The sequence below is a fragment of the Formosa agariphila KMM 3901 genome (genome assembly GCF_000723205.1).
Taxonomy (GTDB): Bacteria; Bacteroidota; Bacteroidia; order Flavobacteriales; family Flavobacteriaceae; genus Formosa; species Formosa agariphila.
Map to the genome: position 1 here is coordinate 3,908,976 of NZ_HG315671.1, position 13,839 is coordinate 3,922,814.

At 33.0% G+C, this 13,839-nt stretch carries 9 protein-coding genes; 1 reads left to right on the plus strand and 8 read right to left on the minus strand.

The window, feature by feature from the left end:
* The first annotated feature begins 32 nt into the window (after positions 1-32).
* Entirely contained in the window at positions 33-1,100 is a 1,068-nt protein-coding gene (locus BN863_RS16505) for an endonuclease/exonuclease/phosphatase family protein (RefSeq protein ID WP_038532447.1), read from the plus strand.
* 15 nt (positions 1,101-1,115) lie between these two features.
* Here the strand turns inward: BN863_RS16505 and BN863_RS16510 are convergent, their stop codons facing one another.
* The 8 genes from BN863_RS16510 to uvrC form a co-directional block, all read right to left on the minus strand.
* Positions 1,116-1,559 (minus strand): hypothetical protein, encoded by a 444-nt coding sequence (locus BN863_RS16510; RefSeq protein WP_038532450.1) that lies wholly within the window; start codon positions 1,557-1,559, stop codon positions 1,116-1,118.
* Between the two features lie 99 nt (positions 1,560-1,658).
* A complete protein-coding gene (locus BN863_RS16515) occupies positions 1,659-2,798 on the minus strand; it encodes a hypothetical protein (RefSeq protein WP_038532453.1) in 1,140 nt (379 codons plus the stop codon).
* 11 nt (positions 2,799-2,809) lie between these two features.
* Positions 2,810-5,362, minus strand: coding sequence for a TonB-dependent receptor (locus BN863_RS16520; RefSeq protein ID WP_038532455.1), 2,553 nt, complete (start codon positions 5,360-5,362; stop codon positions 2,810-2,812).
* A gap of 159 nt (positions 5,363-5,521) precedes the next feature.
* Complete coding sequence (pgi, locus tag BN863_RS16525; RefSeq protein WP_038532457.1) at positions 5,522-7,168, minus strand: glucose-6-phosphate isomerase; 1,647 nt, start codon at positions 7,166-7,168, stop codon at positions 5,522-5,524.
* Positions 7,169-7,170: 2 nt separating this feature from the next.
* Entirely contained in the window at positions 7,171-8,487 is a 1,317-nt protein-coding gene (locus tag BN863_RS16530; RefSeq protein ID WP_084817569.1) for a M23 family metallopeptidase, read from the minus strand.
* Positions 8,488-8,846: 359 nt separating this feature from the next.
* Positions 8,847-9,629: a DUF3108 domain-containing protein gene (locus tag BN863_RS16535; RefSeq protein WP_038532459.1), complete on the minus strand. Its 783-nt coding sequence runs from the start codon at positions 9,627-9,629 to the stop codon at positions 8,847-8,849.
* 159 nt (positions 9,630-9,788) lie between these two features.
* Positions 9,789-12,026: a patatin-like phospholipase family protein gene (locus BN863_RS16540; protein WP_038532462.1), complete on the minus strand. Its 2,238-nt coding sequence runs from the start codon at positions 12,024-12,026 to the stop codon at positions 9,789-9,791.
* Between the two features lie 4 nt (positions 12,027-12,030).
* Complete coding sequence (gene uvrC / locus BN863_RS16545; RefSeq protein WP_038532464.1) at positions 12,031-13,824, minus strand: excinuclease ABC subunit UvrC; 1,794 nt, start codon at positions 13,822-13,824, stop codon at positions 12,031-12,033.
* Between the last annotated feature and the right edge of the window lie 15 nt (positions 13,825-13,839).

Here is a 13,839-nt window from a genome sequence, read left to right on the forward strand (position 1 = left end):
AATCATATATTTATATAGCTATTTAACTAAATATGAATGCTTTAAAATCTGTTTTATATATAATTTGCTTTGTTCATGTCACATTATTATGGGGACAGGAAAGAGAATTTTCTATTCATACCATTGCGTTTTATAATTTAGAAAACTTGTTTGATATTGAAGATGATCCCATAACTTTTGATGAAAGTAGCCCCATTATGGAATTGGCAAATCATCGGGAAGACATATATATCGAGAAGATTAAAAGTATGTCTAGAGTAATTTCTGAAATTGGTTTTGAAGTCACACAAAATGCACCTACAATTTTAGGTGTTTCTGAAATTGAAAATCGAGGTGTTCTTGAAAGTATTATTAATGACTCGTTACTTGTAAAGTACAATTACGGCATTGTTCATTTTGATTCTCCAGACCGAAGAGGTATTGATGTTGGATTAATATATCAGAAAAAAATGTTTACTCCATTATCTGTATTTAATTATCCTCTTCATTTAAAAGATGAATTAAAAGGCACTCCAATTTACACCCGAGACCAATTGGTTGTTAGCGGATTATTGGAAGGCGATTTAATTTATATTATTGTTAACCACTGGCCGTCTAGACGTGGTGGAGAAACAAAAAGTAACCCAAAACGAATTGCTGCAGCAAAACTTAACAAACATATTATAGACTCCCTTCATACCTTAGACCCTTATGCTAAAATAATTTCTATGGGCGATTTTAATGACAACCCTACAAATGAAAGTTTTAAAAGCATATTAAAGACCGAGAAGGAGAAACGAAAAGTAGGTTTAAAAGGTATTTACAACCCCATGGAACAACTTTATAACGATGGTCTAGGCACAACAGCTTACAGAGATAAATGGAGTCTCTTTGACCAAGTTTTAGTAAGTGGAGCTCTACTGACCTCCGATTTTAGATCGTATGCTTTTTATAAAGCAGGTGTATTTAATGCTCAATTTTTAATTACAAAAACAGGACAATACAAAGGCTATCCCTTTAGGAGTTTTGGATACGAGGGTTACACAGGTGGTTTTAGTGATCATTTCCCTGTATATCTTTACCTAATTAGAGAAAAGTTTAGACCTAAAAAAAGCGACTAAAAGTCGCTTTTTATATTATAATCCTAACCACATGCTCCATGGTATTCTTGATAGTAAGAGCACCAAACCAATACTATAAAATATAGAAATGGTTTTAAACTTAGCATGAGAAGATAATTTTGATTTATGTTTAGAATACCCAACAGTAATAAATACCAATGCTAAAATATTAATTATTGGATGTTCTATTAAATACAATCTGCTTATAGAGTCTTTCATAATCCCTCCCATTCCTAGCTCGCTAAACAATGCCATTCTAGGAGAAACAACGTATAAAATTATTCCAATTAATAACTGAATATGAGATACAATAATTGTAAATAAAGCCAATCTAAAATCTTTTGGTCCATATTCTTTTTTCCCTACATAGTTAATAATACTATTAATTGTAGCGATTATTAATACTGCTAGGACTAAAAATGCCCAATAGGAGTGTAAATTAAGAACGGTATTATACATGATGATTTATTATTTTATTAAAAACAAATGTAAGCAATTTAATGTCATAAAAAAACCATGTATTTCTACATGGTTTTAATTTATATAAACTAAAATGGCTTAGTTATTTCTTACCCAAACTCCATCTGTTTTAATCATAGGAGTAGTTTCAGTAGTATTTGTACCGTTATAGATATCGTAAGTCATTAAATACTTCTGACCATCTGCAGCACTTGGATCGATTTTATCAAGTAAAATAGCTAAACCTGTTTCAATCATGTCTTCTAATCCAGCATTATTTTTAGTTGTATCGTCACTCCAATAGTTTTCATTACCTAATCTTCTGTCTAAATTCTTATAGTATCCCATACTTTCTGCAGGACTTTCAAATCCAGGTTCAGTAATTAATTGTTCAGACATATACTCGTAATCTGCTCCTACTAGTGCATATCTAATTGTATTATCTGGAACCCATGTTCCATTATCGTTTCCGAATTGTAATGAATTTTCGATAACCGATTCGATAGCATTCCACTTTGTACCATCAAAAACAAAAGGAACAATAATCATTCTATTGTCTCCACCGCTTACATACAGTTCATACATAGTTACTACACGATCGTCTGCCTTAGCATAAGGATATAAAGATTCTAAGTACACAGAAATATTAAATTCTGCAACATCCTGACTTGAGAAGTTAGGATAAGTTTGCTCCATAGCATTGTATTCTTCAGTAGAGAACTCACGCACCATTTCCCAAGAATCTAAAAGAATAAAATTGTTTGTTACTTCTGAAGTTGAACCTCCTGAATAATACTTATATGTTAAGTCTACCATAGCACCTCTTGTAGCATCTGGATACTTATACATAAGTAATTCTGTCATATCTCCTGCGCTATCAAAGTTTCCATAATTAAATCCTAAAGTCGCATAATCTTCATCTGTTACGGTGTAAGCTGTCTCAGACTTGATACTGTTTGATTGATATAGGTTGTATGTTACTAATACAGCTGATCCATTTCCCCAATAAGGAAATGCTTCTGATAAAAATCCAGGAATTAATTCTTTAGCTTGGTCATCAGAATCGAAGCTCCCAAATCCTAATTCTAGGTCTGCGTAATCATCGTCTGTTAAAGTATAGTCTTCTGTCCCAACAATTGGTTTATCTACACTATCAATGTCATTATAAATATCTTCCATAGGATCGCAACTTGTTAACATTGCGCCTACAACTACTAATAAATATACTAATTTCTTCATTTTAATTTTCTTTAAAAGTTAAGTTGAGCACCTACACTAAATGTTCTACCTGTTCCATACCATACACGTGCAGTTTCTGCTACAGAATTCGTTCCATCATAAGCATTTGCAACATACTCTGTATTAAATACGTTATTCATTCTTGCTACTAAACGCACATCAAATGGTCCAAAATCTAAATTATGAACTAATCCTAAGTCGAACAATCCGTAAGCTGGTACTTCCCATGCTTCAGGAGTACCTGCAGTACCTCTATCACTAGGGTCATACTCTGCAAATAATCTGTCGAAATAGTTAAAGTCTGCCATAATTCTTGTTTTAGGCATAAACTCATAGTCTAAACCAAGAGCTATAGTTGTTTGAGCAGATCCACCAACGTGCAATCCTTCAATAAATAAATCTACAGTATCTATTAAATTTTGATCTTCATCATAAATTTCAACATCTTCTACATTGTTATTCCATTTCCAATCTCCAAATGAAGCCATACCCGTAACTTTAAACTTATCTGAAGCTCTATATACGAAATCTAACTCTAAACCTTGGTGAAGTGCATTTACTCCTAGAATGTTAGCTGCAGCTAAAGTTCCATCAGGTTGTTGGTAGTTATAAGTTTCTGTTCTATCATTCCAAGCAGTTCTATATATGTTAACATTAGCAGAGAACTTTTGAGATCTGAAACCATATCCTAATTCCATGCTAAAAATCTTTTGATTTTCTGCATCAGGATTAATTCTTTCATTATCATAACCGATAAAAGTAGCATCAAACCCACCAGCTTTTTCAAAATAACCAATATTAGCAAATACGTTATGATTATCTGTTAAGTTGTAGTTTGCACCCCCTTTAGCACTATACCCAAGGAAATTGTACCAATCTGTTGATTGATTTGGATCACTATCTAAATAGTTAAAATAATCTACACGTTTAAAACCAGTGTTAGATCCTGCAATAGCGACAAAAGTTGATAAATTATTTACAGAATATTCTAATTGACCGAAAAGACCAACCCAGTTAACTAAACCATCATTATGGTAAGAATATGTATCTCCAACTTGGTACGTAGCATTTGGATCGTTTACATTAGCATCATCAGCAAAATACTGACCTCCTAATAAATCTGTTAATTCTGTATAGTGAATTCCTTTATACGTTCTTAAATCTAAACCTCCAGTTAACACTAAGTTATCTCCAATTTTATGATCTAAAGTAGATAATAAACCATACCATTCGTGATCGTTACGAGAAGCTCTTAAAATAGTTTCAGAACCATAAGCTCCTAAAGCTTGGTTTTCGTCTACAATTTTATCGAAATCTGTTGGGCCATAAGCTCCAATTCTGTAATCTGTGATACCGTTTTCGCCTAGTGAAAATTTGTTTTCACCATCGTAACCACCTCCACCACCGCTACCAAACGATGCATATAATGCTGTAGATAATTTTGTATCATCAGAAATTTTCCAAAAGTGATTTAATGAAATTTGAGGTTTGTTATAAAAGTTATCCTCTTGGTGAGTTACTTGACCATTCATGTAACCCCAATCTGCATTAAAACGTCTTCCACCTTGATCTGTCGCTCTATATGTTGCAATAGTTTGACTGTTTTGTCTTTGACCGTGACGTTGTGTTGCTCCAAAAGCACTAAATGCTAACTTATGTTTGTCATTAATTTGCTTAGAAACATTTATAAAGTATGATAAAGCTTCAAATTCTGTACCATCTACATAACCATCTCCAGTGGTTCTATAAGCTGAAACTGTAGCAGCAAAACCATTTTCCATTACACCTGTAGAATACAGAGCTCCATACTTTAGGTAGCCATCGTTTCCAACAGTAGATCCAATAGACCCACCTTTTTCTACATCAGTAGTTTTTGTAACAATGTTAATTGTACCTCCAATAGATGGTACAGCAACCTTAGATGCACCTAAACCACGTTGCACTTGCATTGTACTTGTAACATCTCCAAGACCTGCCCAGTTACTCCAGTAAACATTACCATTTTCCATGTCGTTCATTGGAACACCATTAATTAAAACAGCAACATTTTCATCTTCGAAACCTCTTACGTTAATTTGTCCGTCACCAAAACCTCCTCCAGCTTTAGTTGCATAAACTCCAGGAGTAGATTTTAAAACCTCTGGAAATTCTTGAGTTCCTAATTTTAATTCAATTTCTTCTGCTCTAATTGTAGACACAGCAATAGGTGTTTTTCTATCCACTGCTATTGAAGCAATAATTTGAACTTCGTCTAAACCAACTTCGCTAGATTCTAAAACAATTTTACCCAAATCGGCATCTCCATTTACAGGAATTTCTTTAGATAAATATCCAATGTAAGAAACAACGATAACAGCATCTGTACTCTTTGTCTTAATTGAAAAATTTCCATCGAAATCACTTGAAACACCATTCTTAGTTCCTTTTTCCACCACGTTCACTCCAGGTAAAGGCATGTTGGATTCAGGATCTATAGTAGTTCCTGTAACAATACTTTGCGCAAAAGACACGGTACTAAACACCATGATTATTGCAAAAAATAAGTTTTGTGTAATGTTCTTCATTTTTGTTATTTGAGATTAATTTTACGAGTGCAAAAATAGTGCTAATTAGCTATCTATTATTACGTAAATGTTAAGGTTTTTAACATTGCGCAATATACTGATATTGCGCCAAATAACAAAAATGAAGAACTTTTGGAGTAATTTTTACGTCTTTACAGTTTATTGACGTGCTTTTTTATAAAAGTTCAAAAGATTAAGAGTCGAATTATCATGTTCGTAATTTTCGCTTCCGTCAAACTCTTTTAAAATTTTATTTGCAAGCTGTTTTCCTAGCTCTACACCCCACTGATCGTAGCTAAATATGTTCCAAATCACCCCTTGAACGAAGATTTTATGCTCGTACATGGCAATTAATTTACCTAAACTTGCAGGTGTAAGTTTCTTTATAAAAATGGTATTTGTTGGCTTATTTCCTTCAAATACTTTAAAAGGAAGTAAACTTGATTTTTCAGCCTCAGATAAATCTTGAGTTTTCATTTCTTCTAGAACTTCTTCTTTAGACTTTCCGTTTAATAACGCCTCAGGTTGAGCTAAGAAATTAGACATTAATTTGTCTTGATGATCTGCGTTACCATGTAATGACTCTGCATACCCTATAAAATCGGCTGGAATAAGTTTTGTTCCTTGATGAATTAATTGAAAAAATGCATGTTGAGAATTTGTTCCTGGTTCTCCCCAAATTAAAGTCCCTGTTTGGTAATTTACTCGATCTCCATTACGGTCTACGCTTTTACCATTACTTTCCATAATACCTTGTTGCAGGTAAGTTGCAAACTGAGTTAAGTATTGACTATACCCAATTACAGCTTCACTTTCTGCTTTAAAGAAATTATTATACCATACACTTAATAGTGCTAATACAACAGGAATATTTTTATCGAAATCTGTAGTTTTAAAATGCTCGTCCATATCGTGAGCACCTTCTAACAAACTTTCAAAGTTTTTATACCCTACAGCTAAACTAATCGTTAAACCTACAGCACTCCATAACGAAAAACGACCACCAACCCAATTCCACATTGGAAATATGTTTGCTTCGTTAATTCCGAATTCCTTTACTTTTTCAATATTAGTAGATACTGCCACAAAATGACTTGCAACGGCTTCCTGATTTGCATGTTCTAAAAACCAAGTTCGTAATGTATTAGCATTAGACAAGGTTTCTTGAGTTGTAAATGTTTTAGACACTACAACAAATAAAGTTGTTTCCGGGTCTAAGACTTTAATTACTTCGTTAACATGATCACCATCTACATTACTTACAAAATGAGTTGTTAAATGGTTTTTATAATACTGTAACGATTCTACTACCATTGCAGGACCAAGATCCGATCCTCCAATACCAATATTAACGATATCTGTAAATGCTTTTCCTGTGAATCCTTTTAATTCGCCACTTAATACTTTATTAGTAAACGCCTCAATTTCTCCCTTTACATGATATATTTCTGGCATTACATCTTCGCCTTCAACTAAAATTTTAGCTGATTTTGGAGCTCTTAATGCAGTATGAAGAACTTCTCTACCTTCGGTTTCATTTATTCGTTCACCAGAAAAATAACTCTGAATGGCATCTTTTAACTTTACCTCATCTGCTAATTGAAGCAAATAGGTCATGGTTTCTTCAGTAATTCTGTTTTTAGAGTAATCTACATAGAAATCCTCCCACTCTATAGTATTGTTATTTGCACGATCAGGATCGTTAGCAAATAAATCTTTCATGTGAGTGTTTTGGATGGCTTCAAAATGTTTTTGAAGATTTTTCCAGGCTTGAGTTGTTGTTGGGTTGATTGTTGGTAAGGCCATTATTAATAGGTTTGTGTTATTAAGTTTTGCTCTACTTTTGGTTTAGGTATTCCTTTAAAAGGCACAGCATCTATTTGAATTTTAATAGGCTTAATATACTCTAAATATTTTACTTTTAAGTCTTCTGAAATTGGTTCTGCTGCAGGTAATTTTTGTTTAAATGGGTCTACTTGCTTTCCGTTTTTCCAGAAACGGTAGCAAACATGCGGTCCAGAAGTATTACCTGTCATTCCAACCCAACCGATTACATCGCCTTGTTTTACATAATCCCCAACATTTACTTTACGTTTTTGCATGTGTAAATATTGTGTTTCGTAAACTTTATTGTGACGAATTTTTACATAATTACCATTTCCTCCTGTATAACTCGATTTTGTTACTGTACCGTTGGCAGTAGCCACAATAGGTGTTCCTATATTTGCGGCAAAGTCGGTACCTTTATGTGGTCTTACACGATTACCATATAAAGCAATACGTCTGTTTAAATTATATCGCGATGAAATTCGTTTGTATTCTACAGGCGCTTTTAAAAATGCACGACGTAAGGTTTTTGCTTGTTCGTTATAAAAATCTGTAGTTCCCAAAACAGGGTCTGTTTCAAATTCGAAAGCATAAAATGGCTCTGAATTATGCTGGAAATAAGCAGCCTTAATTTTATCAATTCCGGCATAAATGGTATCGTCTATATATTTATCTGTGTAAATTACTTTAAAACGATCTCCTTTCTGCAGTCTTGTAAAGTCGATAGTCCATGCATAAATATCCGACATTTTATAAGCCAAGATTAAACTTAAACCATCGTCGGCTAAAGTTTGAGAAATATTACTATTTATAACTCCAGAATACTCCTTTTCTACATACTTAATAGGCTTTCTGCTTGTAAAAGCATGAATAGAATCCTGAAAATTAACCACGACATATTCTTCTTTATTTGGCTGATAAATAAAAGTCTTTAGCGTTTCTAGCGAATCCTTAGCGCAAAGTAATGTATACGGTTTCCCGATTTGAATTTTTCTGATATCGAAGCTATCTTTCGTTTTTTCCGCGATTTCGTAAATTTTAGAAAACCCAATATTATTTCGCTGTAAGATTTCACCAAAATTATCACCCGATTTAACGGTGTCACGTTTTACAATATAATCGCTTAAATTGAATCCAAACTCGTAAACGTCGGGGTCTACAATCTCTTTTTCTATAACTGCTAAATCTTCTTTTACTTTGTCTTTTTGATGATCGTCTTTACAACTCACTAAACCTAGTGTTGCTGCAAAAAAAACGACACATCTATACCCCAATCTGCTCATTCTTGTTTGGTCCATAAATCTGGAAAAAATATTTGCTTTTTACTAATGATTTGTTCTGTTATTTGGTGTTAAAAAACCAAAGTGTATCAATATTCTAAACGTCTCGATACGAAATTTATTACCACCTAATGTTCTGTTTAGACAGTATAAACAACAGTTAAAATGTTGCACAAAGATTATGCCTATTTCAGAATTCGGCTAATTTAATAAATTCGTTACTCTTAAGCCTTCACTAAACTGTTAATAAAAACTTTAATTCTAATCTTTTTGGAAACTTTCAGATTCAAATTATACAAAACAACTATTAAACCCGCTTTACAAGTGTAAACATGTTTATTCAAGAGATAAAGAATCAAACAAAGCCAAATTTAAACCTAGTCTGCTATTAATTTAAATGGATGCTTTAACCCTTTAAACGCAGACAAATCGGCACGTAAAGACCCCACTGCTAAATCTGCTTTTATACGAAGTGGTATTTTATTACGATCGTTAGAAACCCAAAGTGTTAAACTCTCTTCCTCTTTAAACACACGACCTGCCATAACGTAAGGTCTAAATTTTAAAGAAGCTATTTTACCGAATTCAGTTTCTATAGTTTCTGTTCCTAAATATCTTAATTTGAAGGCATAATTTTCTTCATCGAAAAACATATCAACAAGAATTTCATCTCCTGCTTTAAGTTTTTCAATTTCAAGTTCATTTCGTAAAAAATAAAAGGTAGATACCATATCTTGAACATTCTTAGGAATATCGAATTCTTTAGATGTCGCTCTCTTTTTATTATTCACTAATGCTTTATTAGCACTCTGATTAAATTCTATTTCTATATCTTTTGTATGTCCACCTTCATCAATTTTACGAATGAATTTATAAGGAACATAAGTCGATTTATCAATATAAGATTCATACAAATCTTCTACCTTAAAGAACCATTTTATAGCTCCTGTAGTCCATCCTTTTCCAACAATATGATATACAGGTTTGCCTTTAAACTCATTATCTTTAACTTCTAAAGTTGCTTCTCCAGCTTTTAGAAATCCGCTGTAACTCATATCAAATTTAAACCATTCACCATTCTGAAAAGCACTTTGGTTTTGAGCAGAGCCTTTATAAAACATACAAACAGAAAACAAAATAAAGACAAGTAGGTTTCTCATGGATTTTAGGTAATTGTAAGTTAAAACTTTACACATATGTATTTAATTATGATAGAATAATTACAATTTCTATTCCAAATGTATTAAAAGTAAGAAACTCCATCAAAATTAATAGAACTCATTTGAAAAATAACATGCATTAAAATTTCATAATTAACATTAAAACCAAAATCCAATATTTAAATACCATACACTATTTTTTGCTTCTGGAGAATATGAATATGTAGCTTCTATAGGTCCTAAAAACGAATCCCACCCATAACCAAGTGCATAACCTGTATAGTCTGGAGAAGTAATCCATTCGCCTGTTCTAAAAACATCATCGCTAATATTTGCTAAGTTGGCTGTTGCCTTAAAATGATGCCGATGAGCAAATTCATAATCTATAGCAAACGAACATTTTACAAAACTATCTCCTGAGATAGATAGCCAATCGTAACCATAAAACGACTTGATATTATTGATTAAATTATTACCATAACCTCCAAATGCAAAGTTTAAATACGGACTTTCATTTTCACCAATTCTAAATCCGCCTTCACCTGTAATTATTGCAGAAAATTTATTACTTAATTTAAAAGCATACCCCAAGTCTGCTTTTGCAATCGAGAATTGTGTAAACTCAATATCGTCTGGGATTGAATAAAAATACAAGTGAAAATCGCCATTAAAATAAAATCCCTCTTTCGGAAAGTATTTATTGTCATAAGAATCGTAATTCAACTTTCCGTAGGCACTAAAATAACTACTCTCTTCAAATACGCGATCCGATGCTTCTGGAGAATCTGTAATTGTTTCAGATGTTATTTTTAAAAATTTATGTTCTGCTCCTAAACTCAGTGCCATATCGCTTAAAAATTGCGTTTGCACATAAAACTGGGTTGTAAAATCTCGTAATTCTGCATCAATTTTATTAACACCTATGTCTTGGTCCTCATCTCTTAAAATAATATCTGTGAATATGTTTTTATTAAATTGATTAAAACGCGAACGCAATCCTATACTCCAATAGAATCCTTTATCGATATAATATTCAAAATTATAACGCAAATTATCTCCTAGAACAAAATCGAAAGACAACACATCGTTCTTCGTTAAAAGTCGCTTACTTGTTACATTCACTAAAGCTGCACTTTTATATAAATCGTCGTAATGCAATGCAAATTTAAGTGCTGTTTTCTGCTGTGTTTCTTTAACATAGGTAATTAAATCATAACCTTCTTTATCTTTAGAACTCCTTAAATCGTAATTAAAACTATCGAAGTTATTAGTCGCAATAAGGTTATTTACACCGCTTGAAAAATCCATATAACTAACACGATGCCCCGTTTTTAACTTTAGTTTTCCCAAAATATAGGCACGTGTATAAGTATTGTTTCCGTGAATTTGAATACCATTAATTGTAATTGAATCCATTTGCTTTCGCTGTGGGAATTCTTTGTGCTTAGTATATTGTTTACTTACAATATCTTTTAAGTCTCCAACTTTTTTATCTGCCGCTAAAACACCATTTTTTATAATATCTGTACCTTGATCGAAAGAAATAACATTAAAGTTTTCAATATTTGGAGTGATATAAATATCTGTATCTTCAACTTTTTTAACCATATCACTCAGCGTTTTATAATTCTGAATTTGATATAGTATTTCGGTAGCCGATTTCAAATCTTTACTTTTAGATAAAGCATCTTGCACGTCTACACCAATAATAACATCAACACCTTTAGCTTTCATTTCTTCTGACGGATAATTATTAACCACACCTCCATCTATATAAACCTTATCTCCAATACTCACTGGCTGAAATAAGGTTGGCAGCGCACCACTAGCCATAACAGCTTGCGCTAAATTTCCGCTTTCTAACTGAACAGCTTCACCCGTTTCCATATTGGTAGCCATACAGAAAAACGGGATTGGTAATTGACTAAAATCGGTAATTCCATTAACATGAAATGTCAATGCTGATAGTAAATTAAATGTATTTTGCCCGCGTGATAATGCCGTTGGTAAACGGACTTTAAATCCATCGAATGGCAAGGTTAATGCATAACGCTCGGAATTCTCACGCTCGTAGAACGTCTTGGTCTCTCGCGGAAGGTTATCTGTAATTATATTATCGAAGTTTATAGTTCTAAAAATAGAATCGATTTCTACACCAGTGTACCCAGAGGCATAAAGCGATCCTACAATAGCTCCCATACTGGTTCCTGCAACATAATCTACACGAATACCCAAGCTGTCTATAACTTTAAGCACGCCAATATGCGCCAAACCTTTAGCTCCTCCACCACTTAAAACCAAACCTACTTTTAAGTCATTAGAATTTTTGACGTTTTGTTCTTGTGCTTGAACAAAACCTCCTATGCATAAAATACTAATAAATAAAATTAGGCGCATGTAATTATGTGGTATGATAATAATTATAAATTTTACTTGCTCTAGACACACCTACAACAGCTTCTAGATCTTTTAATGATGCGTTCGAAACGCGTTTTACAGATTTAAACTGACTTAACAATTCGACAATCGTTTTTTGTCCTATTCCCGGTATGGTTTCTAATTCGGTATTTAGCGCACTTTTACTTCGTCTATTCCTATGGTGTTCTATACCAAATCTGTGCGCCTCATTTCGCAATTGCTGAATAATCTTCAGTGTCTCGCTTTTTTTATCTAAGTACAACGGAATTGGATCTTCAGGATAAAACAATTCTTCTAAACGTTTTGCAATTCCGATAATAGCTATTTTTCCTCGCAATCCTAAATCATCTAAAGCATTTAATGCTGATGATAATTGCCCTTTTCCACCATCAATAATTATAAGTTGTGGTAACGGTTGCTGTTCTTCTACCAAACGTTTATAACGCCTAAATACAACTTCTTCCATAGATGCAAAATCGTCTGGTCCAACCACTGTTTTAATATTAAAATGCCTGTAATCCTTTTTACTCGGTTTTCCATCCTTAAACACCACACAAGCGGCTACTGGATGGGTTCCTTGTATGTTCGAGTTATCAAAACATTCAATATATCTAGGCTCTTCATGTAATCGTAAATCGGTTTTCATCTGTGCCATAATACGATTTACATGTCGATCTGGATCTGTAATTTTAATTTGTTTAAAGCGTTCCATGCGATAATATTTTGCATTACGAAGCGACAAATCTAAAATACGTTTCTTATCGCCTAACTGCGGAACGGTTACCCGAACGTCTTCACCCAAACTCACTTTAAAAGGTACGTATATTTCTTTTGAATTGGAATGAAAACGCTGACGAATCTCAGTTATTGCCAATTCTAATAATTGTTTATCGGTTTCATCTAATTTTTTCTTAATTTCTAGAGTATGTGACCGAATTATTGAACCATATGAAATTTGAAGAAAATTTACATATCCAAAACCCTCGTCGCTCATAATAGAAAACACATCTACATTGCTAATTTTAGGACTAATAATGGTAGATTTTGCTTGATAATTTTCTAAGACTTCAATTTTTTCTTTGACTTTTTGTGCTTCTTCAAATTGTAAATTCGTTGCAAAGTATTTCATTTGATTTTTAAACTGAGCCAAAGAATCTTTAAAATTTCCTTTTAAAATCTCGCGTATCGCAACAATGTTTCTATTGTATTCCTCTATACTCTCATAATCTTCGCATGGTCCTTTACAATTTCCTAAATGATACTCTAAACACACTTTATACTTACCCGATTCAATCTTAGATTCAGATAAATCGTAATTACATGTTCTTAACGGGTACACGCCTTTAATTAAATCTAGCAACGTGTGTATGGTCTTAAAATTTGTGTAGGGCCCGAAATATTCAGAACCATCTTTTATAACACGTCGGGTAGAAAATACACGCGGAAACCGTTCTTTTTTAATACAAATCCATGGATACGTTTTATCATCTTTTAACAACACATTATATCTTGGCTGATATTTTTTTATCAAATTATTCTCCAGAAGTAACGCATCGGTTTCTGTCTCGACCACAATATGCTTAATCTCGACAATCTTTTTTACAAGTACCCGCGTCTTGCCACTGTCGTGTGTTTTGGTAAAATAAGAAGACACTCGCTTCTTTAAATTCTTTGCTTTTCCTACATAAATTATAGTTCCATTAGCATCGAAATACTGATACACCCCTGGTGAAGATGGCAAGGTTTTTAACTGAATTTGTAATGCGGTTTCATCCATATATCAAAGATACTA